Origin of the sequence: Phyllobacterium sp. NPDC097923 (assembly GCF_044760925.1) — a bacterium.
GTDB lineage: Bacteria > Pseudomonadota > Alphaproteobacteria > Rhizobiales > Rhizobiaceae > Phyllobacterium > Phyllobacterium calauticae.
Genome location: NZ_JBIWBL010000001.1, coordinates 507331 through 531373, shown reverse-complemented (window position 1 = coordinate 531373; position 24043 = coordinate 507331). Strand labels below are relative to the sequence as shown.

Below are 24043 nucleotides of genomic sequence, written 5' to 3'. Positions count from 1 at the left end.
GCGGTCAGCTCGGCTTTTTGGTGACAAGGGTCAAAAGGCCCTTGGCATCGAGGCTCGCGACAACCACCGCCGCCGACGTCAGGCCCTTTTCCTTCAGGGCTGCGGAGACTTGCGGCGATGCATCGATCGAGGTGCGCAGCTGCTGCATGTCCTTGTCGGAGCGCTTGGCCACGGCATCGTTGACCTGGGTTTTTGTGCTCTCCGGCAATTCGTTGATATCAACAATGTTGATCGTCGTGACCGGCACCGTTCCGGATTGCGCCGGGGCCTTGCTGGCCGGTTGCGGCGTGGCTGGTGCCGCAGTCTGCGCATAGGCGGCGGACGTGGCGAGCGGGAAAGCGGCACACATGGCCAGGATCATCATCTTTCGCATCGTTTTTCCTTTCACGTGATTGGCGAACGATCATCTTTTGACGACGGGCGCAGTTCACCTGCGGAATTCGATCTCAAGCGGTCAGTTATCGGGTCATTCCGGGGCGATATCGTGGCCGGAATGTGGCTCCGGTTTCCCACCGCCGTGCGCGTACCGTGCCAGACCTACAGCCCAGGAGGGAACCATCATGCCCGCTAAAATCTCCCACTCCGCCTATGCCCGCATGTTCGGCCCGACAACCGGCGACAAGGTGCGCCTTGCCGACACGGAGCTGTTCATTGAAGTGGAAAAGGATTTCACCATCCATGGCGAAGAGGTGAAATTCGGCGGCGGCAAGGTCATTCGCGACGGCATGGGACAGAGCCAGGTTGCCCGGGCTGACGGCGCCGTCGACACTGTCATCACCAATGCCCTGATCGTCGACCATACCGGCATCTACAAGGCGGATGTCGGGCTCAAGGACGGGCTGATTGCCGCCATCGGCAAGGCCGGTAATCCCGACACGCAGCCGGGCGTTACCATCATCATCGGTCCGGGCACGGAAATCATCGCCGGGGAAGGCAAGATTCTCACGGCCGGCGGCATGGACGCGCATATCCACTTCATCTGCCCGCAGCAGATCGACGAAGCGCTGATGTCGGGCGTGACCACCATGTTCGGCGGCGGTACCGGCCCGGCACACGGCACGCTGGCGACCACCTGCACGCCGGGCCCATGGCATCTGGCACGGATGATCCAGGCCTTCGATTCCATTCCGATGAACCTCGGACTATCGGGCAAGGGCAATGCCTCGCAGCCGAAAGCGCTGGAGGAGATGATCCTCGGCGGCGCCTGCTCGCTGAAACTGCATGAGGATTGGGGCACCACGCCGGCCGCCATCGACAATTGCCTCACTGTTGCCGACCGGTTCGACATTCAGGTGATGATCCATACGGACACGCTCAACGAGAGCGGGTTTGTCGAGGATACGGTTGCCGCGTTCAAGGGGCGTACGATCCATGCTTTTCACACGGAAGGCGCAGGCGGCGGGCATGCGCCTGACATCATCAAGATCTGCGGCCTGCCCAATGTCATTCCCTCGTCGACGAATCCGACACGGCCTTACACGAAGAACACCATTGCCGAACATCTCGACATGCTGATGGTCTGCCATCACCTGTCGTCGTCGATCCCCGAAGACGTGGCGTTCGCCGAAAGCCGCATCCGCAAGGAAACCATTGCGGCCGAAGATATCCTGCACGATATCGGCGCCTTTTCGATCATCTCGTCGGACAGCCAGGCCATGGGCCGCGTCGGCGAAGTTCTGATCCGCACATGGCAGACCGCCGACAAGATGAAGCGTCAGCGCGGCAGTCTGCCGCAGGAAACCGGCGACAACGATAATTTCCGCGTGAAACGTTATATTGCCAAATACACGATCAATCCGGCGATTGCGCAGGGTGTGTCCCGGCATATCGGATCGATCGAGGTGGGCAAGCGTGCTGATCTCGTTCTGTGGAACCCGGCCTTCTTCGGCGTCAAACCCGACATGGTGCTGCTGGGCGGCTCCATCGCCGCCGCTCCGATGGGCGACCCCAATGCATCCATCCCGACGCCGCAGCCGGTGCATTACCGCCCCATGTTCGGCACCTTCGGCAAGAATGTCTCCAATTCCTCCGTTGTCTTTGTCAGCAAGGCATCGATTGAGGCAGGCCTGCGCCAGTCGCTTGGAACGGACAAGCGCTTGATCGGCGTCGAGAACACCCGTGGCGGCATTTCAAAGGCATCGATGATCCATAATGACGCCACGCCGCACGTGGAAGTTGACCCTGAAACCTATGAAGTGCGCGCCGACGGCGAACTTCTGACATGCGAACCGGCGACAGTGCTGCCCATGGCGCAGCGCTATTTCCTGTTCTGAGGAGAATGAACCATGAAACGCGTCACAGGCCATGCGCATGCCGGTCACTACAGCGGCACGCCCTTCGACCATATCGTCCTGGCGCATGACGAGAGGCATCTGCGCCGCAAGGTCCTAACCCTGCAACGGGGCGAGCAGATCCTGATCGACCTGCCCGATCCAATCGCCTTCACCCATGGCGACGTCCTTGTCCTCGACGATGGAAGGATGGCGGAGATTATCGCCGCCGAGGAAGTCCTCTACGAAGTGACGCCGCGCAACCGGCAGCACCTGTCGGAACTGGCCTGGCATCTGGGCAACCGCCATTTGCCGGCACAGCTGGAAGAAGACCGCATCGTTATCCTGCGCGACCATGTGATCAAGGCCATGCTGGAAGGTCTTGGAGCCAAGGTAACCGAGATTGTCGCCCCATTCCATCCGCTGCGCGGCGCCTATCACAGTGGCCATGGTCACGATCACCACGATCATGCGCATCATGATCATGGGCATCACCATCATTCCCATGACTGATTTTACCGCAAACACCGCGCTGCTGCGGCTCATGACCTGGCTGTCCCCGGCCTTTCCCGTTGGCGCCTTTTCCTACAGCCATGGCATTGAACGGGCGATCCATGACGGACTGATCCGCGACAAGGATACGCTGCATGCCTGGCTGATCGACCTCCTGCATCACGGCTCCGTCTGGAACGACGCCGTGCTGTTTACCGCCAGCTGGCATGAGGCGCAGGCGGGCGGGGATTGCCAGCCCATTGCAACCCTCGGCGAGGCCATGGCCGGATCAAGGGAACGGCACATGGAAACCATGCTGCAAGGCAGCGCTTTCCTGCAAGCCATCGCGCACTGGGGTGCAGACCAATCGGGCACGAGCAGCGAAATGCCCTACCCCGTTGCGGTTGCCATTGCCGCTGCCGGCAATGGCGTGGCGCTGCAGCCAGGGCTGGCCGCCTTTCTGCATGCGGTCATTTCCAACCTTATTCAGGGTGCGGTGCGGCTTGTTCCGCTTGGCCAAAGCCACGGAGTCGCGCTGATGGCGGCACTGGAACAGCCGATCCTGGCGGTTGCGCAACGCGCCGCCGCCTCAAGCCTCGATGATTTGGGATCGGCAGCGATCCTGTCGGACATCATGGCGATGCAGCATGAAACACAATATTCGAGGGTTTTCCGCTCATGATCTCACAGAATGGACCGCTTCGCGTCGGGATTGGCGGCCCCGTTGGCTCCGGCAAGACCACAGTCACCGAAATGTTGTGCAAAGCGATGCGCGACCGCTACTCCGTCGCCGTCGTGACCAATGACATCTATACCAAGGAAGATGCACTGATCCTCAGCCGCCTGCAGGCCCTGCCCGAAGACCGGATCATGGGTGTGGAGACCGGCGGCTGCCCGCACACGGCTATTCGAGAAGATGCCACGATCAATCTGCAGGCGATTGCCGAGATGAACAAGCGCCATCCGGACCTCGATATCGTCTTCATCGAATCCGGCGGCGACAATCTGGCCGCAACATTCTCGCCCGATCTCGCCGATCTGACGATCTATGTCATCTCGGTCTGCCAGGGCGAAAAAATACCGCGCAAGGGCGGCCCCGGCATCACCCGCTCCGACCTCCTGATCATCAACAAAAAGGATCTGGCACCCTATGTCGGTGCCGATCTTGATGTCATGGATGCCGACACGAAGCTGCAGCGCGGGGTCAAGCCCTATGTTTTCACCGACATGCTGCGGCGCAACGGGCTTGACGAGGTCATCGCATTCATTGAGACCGCAGGGGGTCTGCGGCCTTAGCCGCTGGCCCGTGCAGGCTCGGCCTGCTGCCCTGCGATCATGACCTCGGCGAGAATTTCATAGGACCGAATCCGCGCCTTGTGATCGAATATGTGGCCCGTCGCCATGATTTCATCGGCGCCTGTGCGCCGGATGAACTCTTCGACACCCGCCTTGACGGTCAACGGTGAGCCAGCGACCGTGCACGACAGCGACTGGCGCAAAATCGCCCGCGCGTGCAGGTCGAGTGTTTCCTCATAGCCTTCGACAGGCGCGGGCAAGGGCCCCGGCATGCCCGTACGCAGATTGACGAATGCCTGCTGCTGCGAGCTTTTCAACAAGTGTGCTTCATCATCCGTTGCCGCTGCAAAAACGTTCAGCCCCAGCATCACATAGGGCTTTTCCAGATGTTCGGACGGTTCGAAACGCGCACGGTAAATCTCCACTGCCCGTTCCATCTCGGCCGGGGCAAAATGCGAGGCGAAGGCATAGGGCAGCCCGAGGGCTGCCGCCAGCTGGGCGCCAAACAGGCTCGAACCCAAAATCCAGACCGGAACATCGAGGCCCGCACCCGGTACGGCCTGGACTTTCTGGCCGGGTTCCGGTTCGCGGAAATAGCCCATCAGTTCCACCACATCCTGCGGAAAACCGTTGATGTCCTGCTCAAGATTACGGCGCAGGGCATGGGCGGTGATCTGATCTGTGCCGGGCGCGCGGCCAACGCCGAGATCAATGCGGCCGGGGTGCAGCGCCGCGAGCGTGCCGAAAGCCTCGGCGACCATCAGCGGCGCATGGTTCGGCAGCATGATACCGCCGGCGCCGAGGCGAATGGTCGACGTGCCGGCAGCCACATGCGCGATGACGACGGCTGTCGCCGCACTCGCAATGCCGCGCATGTTGTGATGCTCGGCAAGCCACAATCGGTTGTAGCCAAGGCGTTCGGCATGCTGGGCCAGATCCAGCGAATTGCGGAGGGATTGCCCTGGCGTGCTGCCAACGGGAACCGGTGAAAGGTCGAGGACGGAAAGTGGGGTCATTGCCTTCATATAGGCGCGCAATCATCGCACACAATGCGCGCCAACCGATTCATGATTCACAAAATTTGAAGCCATGTTCAACGGAAGATAATGAATCCCAGCACCCTGAATTGGACCAGTATTCAGTTCTTCAGGACCCGCAGACCGGCAGCGTCGGCACGCAATTCCATTCCAACAAGCGCACGTGTTTCCTGGGACAATTGCTCATCGGACTCACGGATAGCCGTTTCAATGAAATAGGCGATCATTTCAAAGCCTTCACCATCGGCAATAGCGCACAGTTTCGAGAGTTCTGTTTTCAATACTTTCAGCGTCTGAACTCTTTTGTTCATGCTATTCTCTCCAGATCCCACCAGCGGCACTACCATTTTTTCTTTTCTTTGAAGCATTCACACTATTGCAGATAAAAATCCACGTTGCAGACCGCACGATCAACAAACTCTACGGCACAATTGATGGATATTTTCCTCAGTAGTTAATTGTTCTTGCAGTTTATATTGAAAGTTTTCTCACGGTATTATTAGCAAAATTCACCGCTTGAAAAGCCCTGCAATGATCACAACTTTTAGAAATAGCTTCTTACCTTGATTTAAATTTACATAAAATTGTAATTACTTACGAACAACATCATGAATGCATTCATTTATTTTTTCCGGCCCCAAATTTATCGGTCAGAGCCGGGAAATTTGCACTCGTGGTTTTCCGCATATTTCTTTTGATCCCGACTTCACTGCCTTGTCGATCAGGCCGGAAGCAAGGTCTGAAACCACTTCGACGGCGATATCTTCCGGCAATCCGGTTTCGGCCATTCCGGCTTTCATCGCGGCAAAACTTGCCGCACTGTCGGTTCCGCAAATATAGGCTTTGGCTTCCAGCAAGGCGGCCCGCTCAAACTTTTTGTTGTAGATCTCATTGGCCTCGGACGGCGCTGCGGCCTGCCCCTTCATGCTGAAGGCTCCTGCCGGCTGGATTGAGAATGCCGACGCTATCATTGCTACCATAAGGACTGACGCAGATATTTTACGCATCTTCTCGGCCTCGATTGCGGAGGTCCGATGCTTTCATCATCGGCCTCTTTACGAAGCATTAACGAATCAGGATGCCCGAAAGTTCCGTTCGCGCGCTCAACTCGGCGTGATGGCCAGGTGATAATTGAACGCTTCTTTGCTGCATTGCACCAGGCGCATTGCTGCTATGCAATATTATCTGTATTAAATCACATCAATGGAGTTATTGTTGGATCAGGAATTTTCGACAGCGTCACCTCCTCCCGGCTCTGTCGAAACGGTTGGCCTCTTCTCCTCCCAGAAGGCCTTCCATAACCAACGAAACCCACCGCACCTCCTCCCGCGGTGGGTTTTGTTGTTTCAGGGCTTCCCACACTTCCCTCAAGCAACACGCCAGACGAAAACACCGGCCGGAGTTTGATCTCGCGGGCCGGTGTTTTGAAAAACATTCAAGTCTTTGCAGGTGTATCCAGGTTTTACTGCACCGCGTTCTGCGCGCCCGGTGTCTCGGGAACTTTTGACGGAACGGCCTTCTGGGTCAGGGACTTGGGAGGCGGAACAAAATGCGTGTCCTTCGCCGGCGACAGGGCATCCGCTGCTGCTTTCGGACTGTTGCTCGTGCTGGTACTCGTGCTTGTGCTGCAGGCCGCAAGGGCCAGAAGAGACAAGACAGCCAAGGGTAATGCAATGCGCATTCGACATTCCTTTGTTTGCATGAAAGAGCCGCCCAAGCGACACTTAGGACAATCGCGCCCGCTTGACCACCCAATCCAAGCCATCGAGCGTCAAATAAAGCGCGGGCCCGGTCCTTGAAAACCGGGCAGGCGTTCCCTAGCGAATGAGGATCGCCCTGAGGTCATTGACATTGGTGCCGGTTGGTCCCGGGACGAAGAGATCGCCGATGGCATTGAACGCCGACCAGGCATCATTGCCGTTGAGAAAGGCGGATGCGTCGAGCCCTTTCGCCAAAAGCCGCGCGATGCTGCCGCTGTCGGCAAAGGCCCCGGCATTGTCCTCCGAGCCATCGATCCCGTCGGTGTCCGCCGCAAAGGCGCTGATACCGTCATATCCGTCGATATCGAGCGCCAGGGACAGCAGGAACTCGCTGTTGCGGCCGCCCTTGCCTTTTCCCCGCACGGTCACCGTGGTTTCACCGCCGGAAAGCAGGACCACGGGTTTGACAAACGGCTGATTTTTGGCCAGCACCTGCTTGGCCAGCGCCGAATGCATGTGCGCCACCTCGCGCGCCTCGCCTTCAATGGCATCGGACAACACGACCGCCTCCACGCCAAGTGAACGGGCGGCATCGGCCGACGCTTCCAGCGAAACGGCAGCGGAGGCAATGACCCGGTGCTCATGCGACGCGAATACCGCATCTGACGGCTTGGGCGCGTCGGCTGCTGCCGACTGCAGGTGTTTCAGGGCTGCCGCTGGCAGAGCGAGACTGTAGCGCTCGACGATCCGCAGGGCATCCTCGCGGGTTATGGCGTCGGCAACGGTCGGACCTGATGCAACAAACGCCGGATTGTCGCCGGGTATATCGGACACGATCAATGAAAAGACGCGGGCGGGATAGGCGGCGGCAGCCAACCTTCCACCCTTGATCGTGGAGAGATGTTTGCGCACGGCGTTCATCGCGGAAATCGGCGCGCCCGAAGCGAGCAGCGCCCTGTTGACAGCGATCTCGTCATCGAGGGTCATGCCTTCCGGCGGCGATGGCAGCAAGGCCGACCCGCCGCCTGAGATCAGCGCGACCACCAGATCATCGCTGGTCAGGCCCGAAACGGTTTCGAGCAGCCGCTTCGAGGCAACAAGACCCGCCGCATCCGGCACGGGATGCGACGCTTCGATGATTTCGATGCGCTCGCACGCAACCCCAAAGCCGTAACGGGTGACCACCACGCCTTCCAGCGGGCCATCCCAGGCCTTTTCAAAGGCGCTTGCCATCTGCGCCGATCCCTTGCCCGCACCAATCACAATGGTCCGGCCCTTGGGCTTTTCCGGCAGATGCGCGGCAATTGTGCGCTGCGGATCAGCGGCGGCGACGGCGGCTTCAAACAGCTTTTTGAAAAATTCCTTATCCTGCATGCGCGTCACATATCCAGATCAAAGACAAAAACACCCTGAACGCCGTCGGCAGCGGCGGCAACAATGCGCCCGCCGATAGCCCTGTGCCCGGCGTCGTCAAGGTAGGTGTCACGCGCATCCGCATCGGCGAAATCGATGATGAAGCCTTCGCTGAAGCCTTTGTCCATGCCGGTTTCCGGACTGACATTGGCACCGGCATGAAAGGACAGGACGCCGGGCAGTTTTCCACAAAGCTTTGCAAGATCGTTGTATATGTCCTGGCGGGTAGCGGCGGCGACTTCACCGCGAAAACGAATAAAAACACAATGGCGTATCACGGAAGAGACTTTCACTGGTTGTTGGCGGCCCGATTGTGCGGTGAAACAGCAAGGCCTGGCATTATCTCGGATCAATCGACGCGTATCCTGACGGGATTGCCGAAAATTGCGAGCGCTATTTCCGCCTCCTGCGCAAATTTCTCTGGACTGAACCTAACCGAACAATCGTTCCACCGACATGGCCATCGACAACAGGCGACGATCCGCGCCATGCCGGGCAAACAGCATCAGCCCTCCGGGCAATGCCAGGCCCGGCATGGGAATGCTGATCGCGGTCAAATCGAACTGGTTGGCAATCTGCGGGTTGCGCAACAAGAGGCCTTCCGTGCGTTTGTAGAATTCCTCGTTCTCGCTTACGTCAGCGATCAGCGGAGCCGTCATCGGCACCGTCGGCAGAGCCAGGAGATCATAGGCGGCAATATACCGGTCCATTTTTCGCACCAGCGCCTGCCGCTTTTGCATCACGCCGATGTAGTCGGCTTCCGAAACGCCCAGGCGGCGCAGCAGCGGCTTTTGAACGCGCTGATCCACATCAAGCCCGGTCTCATTCAGCCAGTCCGCATGGACCCGGCTGCCTTCGATCCCGGCAATGGAGCCGACCGACGTCGCCTCAGCCATTTCATCGACCAGTTCATCCAGCGTGCATTCCACCAGGATCGCTCCGGCTTTTTCGCATCGCTGCAGGCTTTCCTCGAATGCCCGAGCGATAACCGGTTCCATTGCGGAGAGAACCTCCCCCTGCGGCAGGCCGACGCGCAGGCCGGTAAGGGACAGGGGTTCAGGGACATCCGGGGCCTCGCCCGCCATCACCGCATCCGCCACGGCGCAATCGGCGACCGAGCGCGCCAAGGGACCAACGGAGTCAAGACTTGGCGCCAAGGGAAAAGCACCCTGCAGGGGAATGCGCTTTGCCGTGGGCTTGAAACCGGCAACACCATTCAGCGCCGCGGGAATGCGGATGGACCCGCCCGTGTCCGACCCTATGGAAATCTCACTCGTGCCATCGGCGACAGAAACCCCGGCGCCGGTCGACGATCCGCCAGCAATGCGGCGGCTGTCGCAGGCATTTCCGGCGATGGGATAGTGCGGATTGAGGCCAACGGCAGTGAAGGCAAACTCGGTCATGATGGTCTTGCCGACAATGACAGCACCGGAGCGCCGCAAACGCTCGACGATCACCGCATCCTTGACCGGGGCAGGCGCACGCTGGCGCATGCGCGAGCCAGCGAGCGTCGGTTCGCCAGCCACATCGAACAGATCCTTGATCGAAACGATCCGACCATCGAGGCCGCCAAGGCTGGTCCCCTCGCGCATCCGCCGGTCCGAGGCGTCCGCCTCCGCACGGGCGGTGGCGGCATAGAGCTTGACGAAGGCATGCCCGTCTGCAGCAGCGATGGCTGCAAGGCTTTGCTCCAGTTTATCACGCACAGATCCGGCCGATTGAGACAAAGGCATCCTCCCCTCCCACATGAACTGCATTGTCTATAACGCCGCCTGCTGAAAATTCAAAAGGAGGTTCGGATTGCCGGTTATATTGCTATGCAGCATGCTCATTGCTGCCATGCAACATTGGCAATTTTCATGTGGCCGGACGCGTCGCACTATTTTCCCCGGGAGGTTGGTCAAAAATAAGGGGAATACCAAATGAGCCTTCGCAACCATATCCAAAAGTGGCGCCAGTATCGTCAGAACCTGTATGAATTGAGATTGTGCACAGATCGCAATCTCGCCGATCTGGGAATCGCCCGCTCGGACATCCGCCGCGTCGCGTGGCAGGCCTGCGACTGAGCCTTTCAACAGCTGCATTTATATGGACTTAATCGAGCAGGCCGTTATCGGCCTGCTTCAGTGACCGACGCCGAACGAGTAATTCCAGGTCACGCCGATTGCCTTCTGGTCCTTGGACCCGAGTTTCGGCACAATCGGACTATCCTCCGCATCGCCCGCCAGCCGGTCATACCGGCCGAACACCTGCACACTCCACGCATCGGAGAATGAGTAGGTGGTGGCGGCGACAACCCCGTATGATTTGACCCCGCCACCGGGCGTGTACGGCTCGACGCGGTGGTTGTTGTGCGATTCCTCTTCCGTCACACCGAAGGTGTTGCGCATATAGGTGCTGTCGGCAAGCGACAGGCGGGGCCCGACAGAGAACAGAAATTTATTATAGCGCTGGAATACGTCAGCCGAGAGATCGGCGACGAGCCCCTCGGAATTATTGAAAGCCTGCCTCACCTCGGCGCGCACGCGCAAACGATCCTGGATCGGCCAGAACTGCGCGAACACGCCGCCATCCACGGTCCATGACACATGGCGCAGGCCGACAAAGCCCCGATCATCCGAATGGGAACGACCGGACCGGAAACCGATGACAGGGCCGATCTCCAGCCCGCCGAGGGTCAGCAGCGTATAGTCGATATTGTCGTCGGGCGCACTCATGCCCTCGGGCTCATCGCCACGCCGGATATCGAAGGACGGCATGAAACCGAAGCCGTTGGCGCGTGCACCTTCAAACTTGCTGCCATATTCGACGCTGGCGCCAACCGTCACGATCCAGCGCGCCGGATTGACGGGTTTGCCGTCGCTGGCAATCGGGTCAGAATCTGCCGCAAAGGCACTGTGGGCGGTGGCGGTCACAAGACCAGCGCACGCCAGTGCGGCGGCAAATTGCCTTATACTCCGATACATCATCTCAAACGGTTGTCCCGATTTGCAATCATCCAGGATTGCCCCACCAGCAAAATTCATTTCCCTGGCCAATGCCAGCGCCATTCTCATCAGAGAAAATAGGCGCTTGAATGATATAAGTCACCTTCTGAACGGAAACGACAGAAAAATCGATATACGCAGTGAATCAATTTTAAACCAGAGACAATCCACAGGGACACGCGCCCTTCCCGCAAACGACGCAATCGCTGCGGCGGGCCTGCGAGTGTATTGCCTTTTTACAACCGCTGATTTAGTGACGATTATGGTGTCACTCTCGAAGCTTCGAATAGTATTTCTCCGTGCAGTTCGACGTGAAAATAAGCGGCGCGTTGTCTATACTTGCCTTTTTGGGTATTCCGAACGTTTCGCAGACTTTGAGTACGACCGGCCAGAGAATACAGATTTCGTCTGCTTCACAGATGACCCGAAACTGTCCTCAGATTTTTGGCGGGTTATTTACGTGCCCGCCTCATCGCTCGATCCGCACCGGACATCCAAAGGCTATAAGATTCGACCGCATCTGTATTTCCCCAACCACAAATACAGTCTCTATCTCGACAATACGGTGAAACTGAAGAAGCCGGTCTCGACCATATTCGACGAGTTTGCGGCCTCGAAAGATATGATGCAGGCGTTTGTTCATCCTGAGAGAGATTGTGCCTACGAGGAGGCCAGGGTTGTCGTTGATATCGGATATGACAGAAAATCCATCGTCGAGCAGCAAATGGCACGCTATCGAGAGCTAGGTTATCCGCAGACCAATGGTTTGAATGTCGGAACGCTGCTGCTGCGCAAGCACAATGAGCGGCGGGTCGTTGCCGCAATGAATGCGTGGTATGAGGAAGTGCTGAAGTTCTCGAAACGCGACCAGCTCTCCTTCAATTTCATACAATGGCGTCATGGCTTGCAGGTATCGCCAATCCTCGGATCGCCGCACGAAAACGAAATGATGGAATGGCCAACTGTTTTGAACAGCCAAAGGCTGCCGCGAGACTTCGAAGATAACAGGTATCTGGAACTCAATCAGGACGTCGCTGCTGCCGCGGTAAATCCGCGTGAACATTACTTGCATTACGGCATAAGCGAAGGCCGATCGTATAAGTGATTGCCATTCTATGGCCCTGATGCCTGCTGCACCACGACGCAATATGAAAGCGGCGGATATCCGCCGTGGCTATCAAGCAAACTATTGGTCTTATTGAGAAAGAAGTGGTGCCCAGACGCGGATTCGAACCACGGACACGCGGATTTTCAATCCGCTGCTCTACCAACTGAGCTATCTGGGCACTTCAGGCATTTCCGTTATCCGGCAAGCCTTTCTGACAGCGTTGATTTTCCGTCAGAAGCGGGTGGGTTATAACACTAAAAATCCCCCTGTCCAGCATCAACTGACGAATTTTTTGCCGTTTTTCTGCCTCTTGCAAACAGCATGCATTGATGCGTTGTTTATTATCCAAAGAGACAGGATTCGCATTTCATGGATGAAACGGGGGACAAAGCTGCCAGGAGCAGTGCTTTTGGCTGGGGAATCATCGGCAGCGGCGAGATCGCTCAGCGATTTGCCGCCGATCTTGCGTTTGTTCCGCAGGCCTTCATCGCCGCCAATCATTCCCGCTCGCTCGCCGATGCCGAACAGTTTCGCGATGCATTTGGCAGCAAGTGTGCCTATGGCGATCTTGATTCCCTGCTGGCGGACCCGGCGGTCGATGCCGTCTATATCGCCACACCCAATTCCATCCATCTGGCGCAGGCCCTGAAGGCCGTGCGCTCCGGCAAGGCCATCCTCACGGAAAAGCCCATTGCGCCATCCCACACGGAAGCCTCGGTCATCCAGCGCGAAGCAGCCCGGATCAAGGTCTTTGCCATGGAAGCCATGGAGACCCGCTTCCTGCCGGCTGTCGTGGCGGCCAAAGCGAAAATCGATGCGGGCGAGATCGGAACGATTCGCCGAATCACCGCGGAACTCGCCCATGCCGAGGACTACACCCCGGAAAACCGGCTGTTCAATCGGTCCCTCGGCGGCGGTGCTACGCTGGATCTCGGCATCCACGGCGTCTCCCTGGCGATGCATTTTCTCGGCCAGCCGCAAAAAGTATCCGGCCTGTGGCATGCCGCGCCGAATGGCGTGGATATGAGCTCGGAAATAGCGCTGCACTATGATGGGGCCGACGCGATCCTGTCCTGCGGTTTTGATCGCAACGGCGCGAATCATTGCGTCATCGAGGGAACGCAGGGCACGCTGCGGCTGGATGCCCCGTTTGACAAGGCGCAGCGGCTGACGATGTACCGGCCCTTCCTGGTCGCGACACCCTTCGGCCCGCTGAAACGGTCGGGAGGCCTGCTTGGCAGGCTGCTTGATCGCCTGCCGGTCCCCGGGCGCAGGAGCGAAGACTATCCGTTTGAAGGCAATGGCCGGCAGTTTGAAGCCATGGCGGTGATGGACGCCATGCGCAAGGGTGAAACAAGCGCAAGGACCATGCCCCTGAGCGACAGCATCCATGTGTTGCGTGCGATCAATATCGTGCTGGCACAGCCCGCCACACCGCGTGTGATCAAGCTCTGAAACGTTTCACGGCGGTGCGTTCAGCGTTCGGTGTCGTCTTCGCTGTCGTCGGCGCTTTCAACCGCCGGAAGAACATAGGCACCCGTCAGCCAGCGATTGAGATCGACGTTGCGGCAGCGGCTCGAGCAGAAGGGATAGTGCTCCCGCTGTGACGGCCGTTTGCATTCCGGGCATGGCCGTGTCGGCCGCAATGGCGTTACCTTCGCCGCGCTGTTGTTTTCGTCCATCAGTCCAAGACCTAGTGTGCCGATGATTGCCAGTTGGCATAGACGGGATAACCCTCGCCATGCAGGAGACCGGCTGTCTCGTAAAGCGGCAGGCCGACCACATTGCTGTAGGAGCCGACAAGCTTGACCACAAAACCGCCCGCAAGTCCCTGAATGGCGTAGCCACCGGCTTTTCCGCGCCATTCACCCGATGCAAGATAGCTCTCCAGCTCCTCGCGCGAAAGACGCTTGAAGCGCACCCGGGTTTCGATCAGATCCTGACGGATCTTGCCCTTCGGCGTGACAAGGCAAAGACCGGTGAAAACGCGGTGCGAACGGCCGGACAAAAGGCGCAGGCAACTGGTTGCGTCGTCGAGAATTTCAGCCTTGGGCAGAATGCGGCGGCCAACCGCCACTACGGTATCGGCAGCGATGATGTAGGACTTGCCAAGGTCCGCGTCACCTTTCAACTCGTCTGCCACCTTTTCGGCCTTGAGGCGCGACAGACGGCGTGCGAGCGAACGCGGGTGCTCGGCACGCAAAGGCGTTTCGTCCACGTCGGCGGGCAACAGGCGATCGGGCTCCAGGCCGATCTGACCCAGTAGCGCCAGACGGCGCGGCGAGCCGGATGCCAGAACCAGTTTGTGTTGATCGCTCATGAACGCATTCCTGGAAATTCGTGTCCTGCGGACAAGTCAGGCCGAAGCCGGGAGGACTGTTATTTGAAGCGGTAGGTAATGCGACCCTTGGTCAGATCGTATGGGGTCATCTCGACAAGGACCTTGTCACCCGCCAGAACGCGGATGCGGTTCTTGCGCATACGGCCGGCCGTGTGAGCAATGATTTCATGATCGTTTTCAAGCTTGACCCGGAACATCGCGTTGGGCAGCAGCTCCGTCACGAGACCGGGAAACTCTAGTACTTCTTCTTTCGCCATGCGTAGTTCTATCTCCAGAAAGGAATTTGCGGTCACACTCGACCGCAATTTTGGGCGGAACCTATAGTATTGCGCGGCATTTGTGAACAAGGGAGTTCAATGCAATTGTGCACGGGCTGACAAAGGTTCGAATTGCCTAGCCGAAACGCGCTTGAATATGGTGTTTGAGGTTGTCGCGCACGTCGCGGTAGGCCTCCATGATCTGGTCACGGCGCCCGCGCACCAGCGTCGGATCGGGTGTAGGCCAATATTCCACATGGACCGATGTCGTTCGCGTCAGCTCCAGCGCCATGTGATGGGCCTTGGGCGACAGCGTGATGATCAGGTCGAAATAGTCGTCCTCAAGCTCTTCGAAGGTGCGCGGATGCAGGGAAATGCGCTTCAACCCGAGTTCTTCCAGCACGGCATCGACGAATGGGTCCGGTTCGCCTTTTTCGACACCGGCCGAGGCAACATAGACCCGGGGCGGCAGCAGGCTGCGGGCCAGCGTTTCGGCAATGGGCGAACGGATGGAGTTCATGCCGCAGATGAACAGCACCGCACCGGGCATGCTCCGTTTGGCAGGCTCCTGCCCGTCCGGGAGCTTGTCGGGTTCGGCGCCCACTGGTCCGCTCATCCCCGCCAATGCAGCACACACACCAGGGTAAAGAGGCGGCGGGCGGTATCGAAATCCACCTCGATCTTGCCGTTCAGGCGATCCATCAGCGCTTGCGATCCTTCATTGTGCAGCCCCCGCCTCCCCATATCGATGGCTTCGATCTTGCTGGGACTGGATGAGCGGATGGCCTCGTAATAGCTCTCGCAGATCATGAAGTAATCCTTCACCACCTTGCGCAATGGCGTCAGCGACAGAATATGGGTGACCACATCATCGCCGGCCTCGCGCGAAATGGCAAAGACGAGACGCGACTCGATCAGTGACAGTCTCAGGCGATAGGGGCCCATCCCATCGTCATTGACAGGACGGAAGCTGTTTTCCTCAATGAGATCAAAGATGGCAACGGCGCGCTCATGCTCGACATCGGGCGTGGAGCGGCCGATGGTCTCGTCCAGCTCCACATCGATCAATCGCGCATCGGTATTGCCCGTTGCTGTCATTGTCACCCTATAGGTTCAACCGGATGGCGACGGAATTGCCGTGCGCATCAAGACCTTCGGCGCGCGCGAGTTCTATCGCCGCCGGCCCCAGAGCGCGCAACTGTTCCACACCCAGCTTCAGGATGGACGTTCGCTTGACATAGTCAAGCACCGAAAGGCCGGAAGAGAACCGGGCCGACCGCGCTGTCGGCAGGACATGGTTGGAGCCGCCGACATAGTCGCCGATCACCTCGGGCGTATAGCGGCCAAGGAAAATAGCCCCGGCGTTACGCACGCCCGCCAGCAGGGCTTCCGGATCAGCGGTCGCGATTTCCAGATGCTCGGCTGCGATACGGTTGACCAGCGGCAGTGCAGACTGCAAATCCTGAACCTGAATGACCGCGCCATAATCGCGCCAGCTGGCGCTTGCGGTTTCCGTCCGGGGCAGTCTTGCCAGTTGGCGCTCGACGGCGGCGATAACAGCATTGCCGAATGCCTCGTCGTCGGTGATCAGGATCGACTGCGACGCCGTATCGTGCTCGGCCTGGGCCAGAAGATCGGCAGCGATCCAGTCCGGGTCGTTGTCGCTGTCGGCCAGAATGAGAACCTCCGACGGACCTGCGATCATATCGATACCGACTGTGCCGAAAACGCGGCGCTTGGCAGCGGCCACATAGGCATTGCCCGGACCAACAATCTTCGACACCGGTGCTATGGTTTGCGTGCCATAGGCCAGCGCGGCGATTGCCTGTGCACCGCCCACCCGGTAAATCTCGGAAACGCCGGCAAGGCGTGCGGCCACGAGAACCAGCGGATTGAGCTTTCCGTCCGGAGACGGCACAACCATGACGATGCGCTCGACGCCGGCAACCTGGGCCGGGACAGCGTTCATGAGGACCGAACTCGGATAACTGGCCGTGCCGCCCGGCACGTAAAGCCCAACCGATTCCACCGCCGTCCAGCGCGACCCGAGTTCCACACCCAGTGCATCGGTGTAGCGGTCGTCCTGCGGCATCTGCCGCTGATGGTGGGAATGAATGCGGTTGCGGGCGAGCTTGAGCGCCTCGACGGTTTCCAGCGGCGCTGCCGCCATCGCCGCATCGATTTCGGCTGGTGTGATGGCAATGCCATGCTGCACAAGGTCGATACGGTCAAAACGCTGCGAATACTCGATAAGCGCCGCATCGCCTTCGGTGCGAACCCGATGAATAATATCGGCAACCACGCGATCCACATCCTCCGACACTTCGCGCTTGGTCAGAAGAAACGCGGAAAACCGGGATTCAAAATCGGGATCGGACTGCCTCAACACCAAAACCACAATAACTGCTCCTCTTGCCCGTCAGGCTTCGTGTTCCGGCTTGAAATCGGTTTCCCATGCGGGTCCGAGATCGGTCAGCTGGCCCTCGATGGCTTCCACCTCGAGCCGCAACGCCCTGTTGGCAGCAAATGTCAGCTCGATCACGCCTGAAGGCGCATCGCCAACGATGAAGCGGATCGCCAGCAGGGAAAGCACGTCGTCCTTGAAACGACGGTCGATGCCGGTTGCCTTGAGGCTTTTCACCCGGGCGAAATGCAGCGCCGTGCGCCGGCGTTCAAAACTGCGGTGGCGTTTGCCATCGGCGGCCAATTCCCAGACAAACCGGTTGACAGCCAGCACCAGACGGCTTTCGGCCGGCAGATAATCGATATCGGCTATTTTCAGCACCGAATCCTGCAGATGCGCAGAAAGGATTTGCAGATCTTCCTCATCAAGCGCGATGAGTTTGAGAGTGTCCATGTCTACCCTTTGCATAACTTTTCAGGACCATGGCGCGCAAAACACGCCATGCTCCCTTCCCTGTTAGAGGAAAGTTCAGGCAAATGGAATTCTGCTGCGCGGAGAAAGTGCGCCAGCAGAAAAAACAGCCGGGAATCAGTCGCTAATACGCTCGACAACCGCACCGCAACGGGACAGTTTTTCTTCCAGACGCTCGAAGCCGCGATCAAGGTGATAAACGCGGTTAACCGTCGTTTCGCCTTCGGCGGCCAGACCGGCAATAACCAGCGAAACCGATGCACGCAAATCCGTCGCCATGACCGGCGCGCCCTTCAAACGTTCCACGCCTTCGATCTTGGCCGTTTGCCCCGAAAGCGAGATTTTGGCGCCAAGGCGCGCCAGTTCCTGCACGTGCATGAAGCGGTTCTCGAAAATGGTTTCGGTGATGTGGGATGTGCCCTTGGCCTTGGTCATCAGGCCCATGAACTGTGCCTGCAGATCGGTCGGGAAACCCGGGAACGGCTGGGTTGTCACATCGACCGGCATGATGCCATGGCCGTTGCGCACAACACGCAGACCGGAATTTGTTTCGGAAATTTCCGCGCCGGCCTGTCCGAGTGTCTCCAGTGCCGCGCTGAGGAGGCTGGCATCGGCGCCTTCGAGGATCACGTCACCGCCGGTCATGGCAACGGCCATGGCGTAGGTGCCGGTCTCGATACGGTCCGGAATGACGCGAACGCGCGCACCGGAGAGGCTTGTCACGCCCTCGATGGTGATGGTGGGCGTACCTGCACCGCTGACGCGGGCACCCATGGCATTGAGGCAATCGGCGAGGTTGACGACTTCGGGTTCCTGTGCGGCGTTCTCGATGACGGTTTCGCCCTTTGCCAGGGTCGCGGCCATCATCAGCACATGGGTGGCGCCGACCGATACTTTCGGGAAGGTGAAGCGCGTGCCGACGAGGCCGCCCTTGGCGCTGGCCTTGACATAGCCGTTCTCGATCTCGATGTCGGCGCCGAGCGCGCGAAGACCGTCGATGAACAGGTCCACCGGACGCGTGCCGATGGCGCAGCCGCCCGGCAGCGATACGGTTGCAACACCCATGCGCGCCAGAAGCGGCCCAATGACCCAGAAACTCGCGCGCATCTTGGACACGAGTTCGTAGGGGGCGGTGGTATCGACAATATTGCGGGCAGTGAAGTGGATCGTGCGGGAATAGGCGCCGTCCTGGCGTTCGCGGCGGCCATTGACCGAGTAATCGACGCCATGATTGCCGAGAATGCGGATCAACTGCTCCACATCGGCCAGATGCGGCACGTTTTCGAGCGTCAGCGTATCATCCGTCAGCAGAGACGCGATCATCAATGGCAGGGCCGCATTCTTGGCACCGGAAATCGGGATGATGCCATTGAGCTTATTACCGCCAACAATCTTGATACGATCCATAATGTGTCACTTTCGCGGGGATAGACCCGTCCTGTCGTTGAGACCCTTTGCAGAGCCGGTTGATCTAAACCATCGCAGAGAATGGTTCAAGAAATGCTTCGATCGCGACGCGACCAGTCAAGATTCCGAAGACGGGGTATCGGAGGATGTCTGTTCTGCAGCGGTGATTCCCTCGTCCCGATCATCTGCAGCCCCGGAGCGCCGGGAACGTATTTGCTGTTTTCGCCGCGCCAGATTCGCCCGCAATTGTTCTGAAAGCCGCTTCTCACGGCTTGTTTGCTCGGAATTCGGGTTTTTCGAAGACGGCGATGTCATAAGTTATCTTTCAAAATCCGTGCGCCCCAACGCGGCATTTATCCACGTAAATACAGGGCTTTTGGCAAATACTGATATTTTGCCCAAGAGATTACAATTGCTTGCTTGCGATTTGAGCAATGATATGGCAGAAGTCCGCCGCGTTCGCAAATCAGCTGCGGTAGCTCAGTGGTAGAGCACTCCATTGGTAATGGAGAGGTCGAGAGTTCAATCCTCTCTCGCAGCACCAGTTTTTTCGATGATCAGACGAACATCCCGTGTGCGAACGTTATCCACAGATCATTTTGACGATACCGCCTGATCGCTGACCAGGGGTCATGTTCCGCTGACGCGCTTGTAGTGGGCTGATTCGCTGCCCATGCATGCCCGCAGGACGCCGACGATACTGCCCAGGCGCGACGCCGCCTTGACCAGTGTTCTTCCCCGCGTGAACGGCACGGCGATCAGGTAGAGACAAAGCGACAGCAAGCGGCCAATGAGTGAGCCGGGCAAACGCAGGAGCGTTGCGGCCCTGTGCTTGTTAAGCTTGGTGCGCATTTCAATGATGCTGATGTCCCGGCTGCGCCGGTATTGATAGGCGAAGGTCAGCCGGTCCTGCGGTACGGTTTCATAGGCGACGGCTGCCGGGGTCCAGCCTGTCTTGGCACCCAGCCTGCGCGCATCTGCCCACAAGCGCCAATCCTCGCCGCCAGCCAGCGCAAGCGCATTGTCGAAACGCACGCCGGTCCGGCGGAAGAATGCCAGATCTCCCATCCAGCTGCCGGTGGCAATCCGTATCCGGTCGCCCTGTCCGGCATTGCGCCGGCGCAGGTACTTTGCTTCGCTGTTCCGGTTGGCGCGGTCCATGCCGGACCAGATCATTTTCTGCCACACCGTCACACCCGGACCATGCGGCGCGAGCCGAACCGGGGACCCGACGATATCAAAATCACAGGCATCACGCTCGGCAAGCAGTTGGACGAGCCAGTCCGGTTCGACGGTTTCGTCATCGTCGGCAAAGGTCAAAAGGTCATCGCCGGCATCGAGCGCACAGTCCAGAACCCGATTGCGGGCAAAGGCAATGCCGAGACGCGGCTCAACTTCGTACTGAACGGTGGACTGCGGCAGCCGTTTCCGGAACGTTTCCACCACGTCGGAAAGGGTTGGCTGGTCATTGTTCTCGACCACGACAAAACGGATGCTGGTACCCGCCGGAACCTGCATCCGTGCATAGGATTCGAAGAGGTTTTTCAGCATCAGCGGCCGATTGCGGGTGATGGTCCCGACGCAGATGCTGCGTTCCCTCACCGTTTCTGCGGACACAGGATTTCCCATCATCAACCGGTAACGGATTTGCGCAGGACGTTCAGCCAGCCATCCGTCCGGCGAACGATCTTACGGGGCAGGAGCAGCATGTCATGCTGCGGTGTCGCCCGGCCGCGCTGGGTGGTGGTTGCGGTGGTATATCCCGCCTCCTCAACCATTTGCCTGACCTCCCCGGAAAAATCGCCGTAGGGATAGCAAAAGGCATCCACCGTGCTGCCCAGCATGTCTTCCAGTTCGTGGCGCACATCGGCAATCTGACGCCGCGCCTCGTCAGGGCTGACCTCGGTCAAGTGCACATGATCGAGCGTGTGCGCGCCGACTTCATGCCCCAACGCCGCCCATTCCAGCATTTCCGCGCGGGACATGCAGGGGGAATGGGGAACGCCGACATCGGCATCCCATATGTTGGAGCCGCCGATCTGCCGGCTGACAAAATAATTCGTGGCGGTAAAGCCAAGCGCATCCAGCACCGGCAGCGCATGCGTCATGACGTTGCGGAATCCGTCGTCAAAGGTGATACCCACCACCTTGCCGGTCTTTTGGCCCGCCAGGTAGGGCTGCAAATCCCGCATCGACAATCCGGCATATCCCATGCGTTTGAGCCATTTCATCTGGCGATGGAAGTTGGCCGGATCGACGGTCAGATAGCGGAACGGACTGCCGCGCCCTGCCGGTTTGTCGATCTGATGGTACATCAGGATGGGTATGGGCATTTTATGCGAACTCAAATGAAAATGGACCGGGTTGAAACTTCAGACATGACATATGACGGTATCCATCGAATATACGAGAAACAGCTGCACCGCCAATTCTAGCGCCCGCGAGCATGCTTGTCTCCGAATCTGTACATAACATTTTCAACATGACGCATGGATTGCCGTGGGCAAGATTCGGCCTATAGATTGACGTCCTGCAACGGAGTTTTTGCTCATCATGTCCATCCTGCTGCGCGCTGAAGCAACAATGGTGGCGATACTTGCCATCGCCGGTTATGCCCTGTTCGGCTCAAGCTGGTGGCTGTTCATCGTCCTGCTGCTTGTTCCCGACATCGCTATGCTCGGCTATCTCAAGAGCCCGAAAATCGGCGCGATATGCTACAATGCGGCGCATCTCTACGTCGTGCCGATCATCCTGTTTGCCCTAGGCTGGTGGTCGGGCTCCAAGCTTGCCCTGTCGATCGGCCTGATCTGGATTTTTCACATCGCCATCGATCGGGCGCTTGGATACGGCCTGAAATTCTTCAGCGCATTTCAGGACACGCATCTCGGGCGCATCGGCAAGAACAGCTGATTTTCCGGGTTTCTCCCCGGTCAATAAGCGCATGCGGCCATTTCCCGCGCGAATCGCTCGACCCACCATTTTGCGGCGGGTCCAAGGGGATGGTCGGCCATGTGGAGGGCAAAGAGCGAGTAGTGGCTCTCCGGATAGGGTTCAAGGTCGAGTTCCACCAACCGGCCTTCGGCAACGTCGTCCTTTATCATCCACTTGGGCAGGCCGCCCCAGCCCAATCCGGCGACCATCAGCTCATGCTTGATACCCACATCGGTCAGCCGCCACGTCCGATATGCGAAAACGCCAAAGTTCCGGCCCTTGGTCTGTTCGGAAAGGTCCGTCACCACAAGCTGGACGTGATCGCGGATGAAGGAGAGCGGCACCGGCCCCTTGTACAGGGCCAGGGGATGATCCGGCGCGGCAGCGGGTGTCATGGTCATCTCGCCAACCCGGATCGTCGTGAGATCATCGCTGGTCTGAACCGGCGGCCCGCCGATGCCGATATCCGCCTGCCGCTTTTGCACGAGATCCCATACCATGCCGAGCGCGCCGACATGCAGCCGAAGGCTCACGGTCGGGAATTGTTCCTGGAAGGCTTTCAGCACGGATATGAGCACCGGCGACGGCACGGACACATCGACGACAATCGCTATCTCCGCCTCCAGCCCCGCCTTGAGACCCTCGGCACGCGCCCGCAGTCCCTGCAGCGCCGATGCCATTCGCCGGGCGTCTTGCAGCATGGCGACACCCGCCTCCGTCAGGCGCGGTTCGCGGGTTCCGCCGCGGGAAAACAGCTGCAGCTCCAGCTGCGATTCCAGATTGGCAATCGTATAGCTGATAACCGACTGAGACCGGTTGAGATGGCGCGCAGCGGCGGAAAAACTGCCGGTATCGGCAACCGCAAGGAAGACCTGGAGCTGATCGAGAGTTGGATTTGGCTGCATGATCTATCTAATCCATAGATGGGTTTGATAGATATTTTCCCAGTTTTCTAAATGGATGTCGAGCACCAAATTACGGACATCAATTCATTGTCCTTTTTGGAAGGTACCAAAACCATGTCGTCCATACTTCTCATTACCTCGAGCCCACGCGGCGCGGCTTCCCACTCGACCCAGGTCGCCACGGAGTTTGCGCGTAAGCTGCAGCAGGCAACACCGGGCAGCACCGTCGTCACACGCGACCTTGCCAGCCACCCGCTGCCGCACATTGATGCCGACTACACGGCCGGCATTTACACCCCCGTGGAGGCACGCACCGCCGAACAGCAGCGGGTTGTCTCCGTTTCGGATCAGGCCGTCGACGAACTCTTTGCCGCCGACAGCATCGTCATCTCGACGGGATTCATCAATTTCAGCATTTCTTCAACGCTGAAATCATGGATCGACCATATCGCCCGCGCCGGCAAAACCTTCAGCTACGGTGAAGATGGTCCCAAAGGTCTTGTCACCGGCAAGAAGGTCTATCTGGTGATCGCATCCGGCGGAATTTACTCCGCTGGCCCGGCATCCGCATTGGATCATGCGACACCTTACCTCAAATCCGTGCTCGGCTTCCTCGGCATGACCGACGTCGAAGTCATTCGCATCGAAGGCGTTGGCATGGGACCGGAAGCCGAAGCCAAGGCAATCGCCACGGCTCAGGAACAGACCAGCCATCTGGCTCTGGCTGCCTGACGCAGCGATCTCTCGGGAGGTGGATTCGCGTCCACCTCTTTGATCCGCTTTGGCAGTGATGCTGATTTTAATCGAGAGATGCCCATGTACCGTTGGGCTGTCTATTTTGCCTGCTTGTATTCGGCTTCGTCCAGGCGGCGGAGCTGGTCGAGCAGGCTCTCCGGCACGGTATCATCAACCTTGTAGATACCGGCAGCGCGTATAGCGGTCCGATAGGACGACTGGGAAATTTGTCGTCGCATAATCTTGGATAGCTGTTTTTCGTTGGTCCGATTGGCGCCGTCCATCGCAT

The 24043-nt window shown here is 58.7% G+C and carries 30 protein-coding genes and 2 tRNA genes; 10 read left to right on the top strand and 22 right to left on the bottom strand.

Features of this window, described 5'->3' with window-relative positions:
* Positions 1–4 precede the first annotated feature (4 nt).
* Positions 5–373, bottom strand: coding sequence for a hypothetical protein (locus tag ACIQWS_RS02705; protein ID WP_403169964.1), 369 nt, complete (start codon positions 371–373; stop codon positions 5–7).
* Positions 374–560: 187 nt separating this feature from the next.
* Between ACIQWS_RS02705 and ureC the strand changes: the two genes are divergently transcribed.
* Genes ureC through ureG form a run of 4 tightly spaced genes read left to right on the top strand, consistent with a single transcriptional unit; the run spans position 561 to position 4058 of the window.
* Complete coding sequence (gene ureC / locus ACIQWS_RS02700; protein ID WP_403169961.1) at positions 561–2273, top strand: urease subunit alpha; 1713 nt, start codon at positions 561–563, stop codon at positions 2271–2273.
* 12 nt (positions 2274–2285) lie between these two features.
* Entirely contained in the window at positions 2286–2783 is a 498-nt protein-coding gene (gene ureE, locus ACIQWS_RS02695) for an urease accessory protein UreE (protein WP_346306017.1), read from the top strand.
* Positions 2755–3444 carry an urease accessory protein UreF gene (locus tag ACIQWS_RS02690; protein WP_403177398.1) on the top strand — a complete coding sequence of 230 codons (690 nt, stop codon included), beginning with the start codon at positions 2755–2757 and terminating at the stop codon, positions 3442–3444. The genes ureE and ACIQWS_RS02690 overlap by 29 nt, the downstream gene beginning before the upstream one ends.
* Positions 3441–4058 carry an urease accessory protein UreG gene (gene ureG / locus ACIQWS_RS02685; protein ID WP_403169958.1) on the top strand — a complete coding sequence of 206 codons (618 nt, stop codon included), beginning with the start codon at positions 3441–3443 and terminating at the stop codon, positions 4056–4058. The genes ACIQWS_RS02690 and ureG overlap by 4 nt, the downstream gene beginning before the upstream one ends.
* On the opposite strand, the gene ACIQWS_RS02680 is transcribed toward ureG, so the two are convergent.
* From ACIQWS_RS02680 to ACIQWS_RS02650, 7 genes are all read right to left on the bottom strand, one after another.
* Complete coding sequence (locus ACIQWS_RS02680) at positions 4055–5074, bottom strand: LLM class flavin-dependent oxidoreductase (RefSeq protein WP_346306015.1); 1020 nt, start codon at positions 5072–5074, stop codon at positions 4055–4057. The genes ureG and ACIQWS_RS02680 overlap by 4 nt on opposite strands.
* A gap of 122 nt (positions 5075–5196) precedes the next feature.
* Positions 5197–5406, bottom strand: coding sequence for a hypothetical protein (locus ACIQWS_RS02675; protein WP_403169956.1), 210 nt, complete (start codon positions 5404–5406; stop codon positions 5197–5199).
* A gap of 339 nt (positions 5407–5745) precedes the next feature.
* Positions 5746–6021: a hypothetical protein gene (locus ACIQWS_RS02670; RefSeq protein WP_403169954.1), complete on the bottom strand. Its 276-nt coding sequence runs from the start codon at positions 6019–6021 to the stop codon at positions 5746–5748.
* Between the two features lie 536 nt (positions 6022–6557).
* On the bottom strand, positions 6558–6776 hold the full coding sequence (locus tag ACIQWS_RS02665; RefSeq protein ID WP_223611805.1) for a hypothetical protein: 219 nt from the start codon (positions 6774–6776) through the stop codon (positions 6558–6560).
* A 136-nt stretch (positions 6777–6912) separates the two neighbouring features.
* Positions 6913–8169 (bottom strand): glycerate kinase, encoded by a 1257-nt coding sequence (locus ACIQWS_RS02660; protein ID WP_403169951.1) that lies wholly within the window; start codon positions 8167–8169, stop codon positions 6913–6915.
* Positions 8170–8174: 5 nt separating this feature from the next.
* Positions 8175–8486 carry a Dabb family protein gene (locus ACIQWS_RS02655; protein WP_403169949.1) on the bottom strand — a complete coding sequence of 104 codons (312 nt, stop codon included), beginning with the start codon at positions 8484–8486 and terminating at the stop codon, positions 8175–8177.
* A gap of 153 nt (positions 8487–8639) precedes the next feature.
* Positions 8640–9941 (bottom strand): amidase, encoded by a 1302-nt coding sequence (locus tag ACIQWS_RS02650; RefSeq protein ID WP_403169946.1) that lies wholly within the window; start codon positions 9939–9941, stop codon positions 8640–8642.
* Between the two features lie 189 nt (positions 9942–10130).
* Here ACIQWS_RS02650 and ACIQWS_RS02645 point away from each other — a divergent pair, with 189 nt between their 5' ends.
* Complete coding sequence (locus ACIQWS_RS02645) at positions 10131–10274, top strand: DUF1127 domain-containing protein (RefSeq protein ID WP_223611812.1); 144 nt, start codon at positions 10131–10133, stop codon at positions 10272–10274.
* 57 nt (positions 10275–10331) lie between these two features.
* Here ACIQWS_RS02645 and ACIQWS_RS02640 read toward each other — a convergent pair whose 3' ends face one another.
* Positions 10332–11177, bottom strand: a complete 846-nt coding sequence (locus ACIQWS_RS02640) for a MipA/OmpV family protein (RefSeq protein WP_403169942.1) — start codon at positions 11175–11177, stop codon at positions 10332–10334.
* A gap of 19 nt (positions 11178–11196) precedes the next feature.
* Here ACIQWS_RS02640 and ACIQWS_RS02635 point away from each other — a divergent pair, with 19 nt between their 5' ends.
* Entirely contained in the window at positions 11197–12300 is a 1104-nt protein-coding gene (locus ACIQWS_RS02635; RefSeq protein ID WP_403169939.1) for a glycosyltransferase domain-containing protein, read from the top strand.
* A gap of 105 nt (positions 12301–12405) precedes the next feature.
* Here the strand turns inward: ACIQWS_RS02635 and ACIQWS_RS02630 are convergent.
* Positions 12406–12481 (bottom strand) — tRNA-Phe (locus tag ACIQWS_RS02630).
* A 191-nt stretch (positions 12482–12672) separates the two neighbouring features.
* Between ACIQWS_RS02630 and ACIQWS_RS02625 the strand changes: the two genes are divergently transcribed.
* Positions 12673–13758: a Gfo/Idh/MocA family protein gene (locus tag ACIQWS_RS02625; protein ID WP_403169937.1), complete on the top strand. Its 1086-nt coding sequence runs from the start codon at positions 12673–12675 to the stop codon at positions 13756–13758.
* Positions 13759–13778: 20 nt separating this feature from the next.
* Here ACIQWS_RS02625 and yacG read toward each other — a convergent pair whose 3' ends face one another.
* From yacG to murA, 8 genes are all read right to left on the bottom strand, one after another.
* The gene (yacG, locus tag ACIQWS_RS02620; RefSeq protein WP_374042664.1) at positions 13779–13985 is read right to left on the bottom strand and encodes a DNA gyrase inhibitor YacG; all 207 of its coding nucleotides are present in this window, start codon (positions 13983–13985) and stop codon (positions 13779–13781) included.
* A gap of 11 nt (positions 13986–13996) precedes the next feature.
* Positions 13997–14623 carry a Maf-like protein gene (locus tag ACIQWS_RS02615; protein ID WP_403169935.1) on the bottom strand — a complete coding sequence of 209 codons (627 nt, stop codon included), beginning with the start codon at positions 14621–14623 and terminating at the stop codon, positions 13997–13999.
* Positions 14624–14682: 59 nt separating this feature from the next.
* Positions 14683–14901 (bottom strand): translation initiation factor IF-1, encoded by a 219-nt coding sequence (gene infA, locus ACIQWS_RS02610; protein ID WP_008122731.1) that lies wholly within the window; start codon positions 14899–14901, stop codon positions 14683–14685.
* A gap of 136 nt (positions 14902–15037) precedes the next feature.
* Entirely contained in the window at positions 15038–15517 is a 480-nt protein-coding gene (locus tag ACIQWS_RS02605; protein ID WP_223611819.1) for a low molecular weight phosphatase family protein, read from the bottom strand.
* Entirely contained in the window at positions 15514–15999 is a 486-nt protein-coding gene (locus ACIQWS_RS02600) for a UPF0262 family protein (RefSeq protein ID WP_403169931.1), read from the bottom strand. The genes ACIQWS_RS02605 and ACIQWS_RS02600 overlap by 4 nt, the downstream gene beginning before the upstream one ends.
* A 7-nt stretch (positions 16000–16006) precedes the next feature.
* Positions 16007–17299: a histidinol dehydrogenase gene (gene hisD, locus ACIQWS_RS02595; RefSeq protein ID WP_403169929.1), complete on the bottom strand. Its 1293-nt coding sequence runs from the start codon at positions 17297–17299 to the stop codon at positions 16007–16009.
* A gap of 21 nt (positions 17300–17320) precedes the next feature.
* The gene (locus tag ACIQWS_RS02590; protein ID WP_403169926.1) at positions 17321–17758 is read right to left on the bottom strand and encodes a DUF2948 family protein; all 438 of its coding nucleotides are present in this window, start codon (positions 17756–17758) and stop codon (positions 17321–17323) included.
* Between the two features lie 135 nt (positions 17759–17893).
* Positions 17894–19183: a UDP-N-acetylglucosamine 1-carboxyvinyltransferase gene (murA, locus tag ACIQWS_RS02585; RefSeq protein ID WP_346305773.1), complete on the bottom strand. Its 1290-nt coding sequence runs from the start codon at positions 19181–19183 to the stop codon at positions 17894–17896.
* 469 nt (positions 19184–19652) lie between these two features.
* On the opposite strand from murA, the gene ACIQWS_RS02580 reads away from it, so the two are divergent.
* Positions 19653–19727 (top strand) — tRNA-Thr (locus ACIQWS_RS02580).
* Between the two features lie 86 nt (positions 19728–19813).
* Here the strand turns inward: ACIQWS_RS02580 and ACIQWS_RS02575 are convergent.
* Positions 19814–20800: a glycosyltransferase gene (locus tag ACIQWS_RS02575; RefSeq protein ID WP_403169922.1), complete on the bottom strand. Its 987-nt coding sequence runs from the start codon at positions 20798–20800 to the stop codon at positions 19814–19816.
* A gap of 14 nt (positions 20801–20814) precedes the next feature.
* On the bottom strand, positions 20815–21516 hold the full coding sequence (locus tag ACIQWS_RS02570) for a polysaccharide deacetylase family protein (protein WP_403169919.1): 702 nt from the start codon (positions 21514–21516) through the stop codon (positions 20815–20817).
* Positions 21517–21736: 220 nt separating this feature from the next.
* Here ACIQWS_RS02570 and ACIQWS_RS02565 point away from each other — a divergent pair, with 220 nt between their 5' ends.
* Positions 21737–22093: a DUF4260 domain-containing protein gene (locus ACIQWS_RS02565; protein ID WP_346306990.1), complete on the top strand. Its 357-nt coding sequence runs from the start codon at positions 21737–21739 to the stop codon at positions 22091–22093.
* 20 nt (positions 22094–22113) lie between these two features.
* On the opposite strand, the gene ACIQWS_RS02560 is transcribed toward ACIQWS_RS02565, so the two are convergent.
* Entirely contained in the window at positions 22114–23019 is a 906-nt protein-coding gene (locus ACIQWS_RS02560) for a LysR family transcriptional regulator (protein ID WP_403169916.1), read from the bottom strand.
* A gap of 114 nt (positions 23020–23133) precedes the next feature.
* On the opposite strand from ACIQWS_RS02560, the gene ACIQWS_RS02555 reads away from it, so the two are divergent.
* Positions 23134–23751: an FMN-dependent NADH-azoreductase gene (locus tag ACIQWS_RS02555; RefSeq protein WP_346306992.1), complete on the top strand. Its 618-nt coding sequence runs from the start codon at positions 23134–23136 to the stop codon at positions 23749–23751.
* 101 nt (positions 23752–23852) lie between these two features.
* Here the strand turns inward: ACIQWS_RS02555 and ACIQWS_RS02550 are convergent, their stop codons facing one another.
* Entirely contained in the window at positions 23853–24038 is a 186-nt protein-coding gene (locus ACIQWS_RS02550; protein WP_346306993.1) for a hypothetical protein, read from the bottom strand.
* Positions 24039–24043 lie beyond the last annotated feature (5 nt).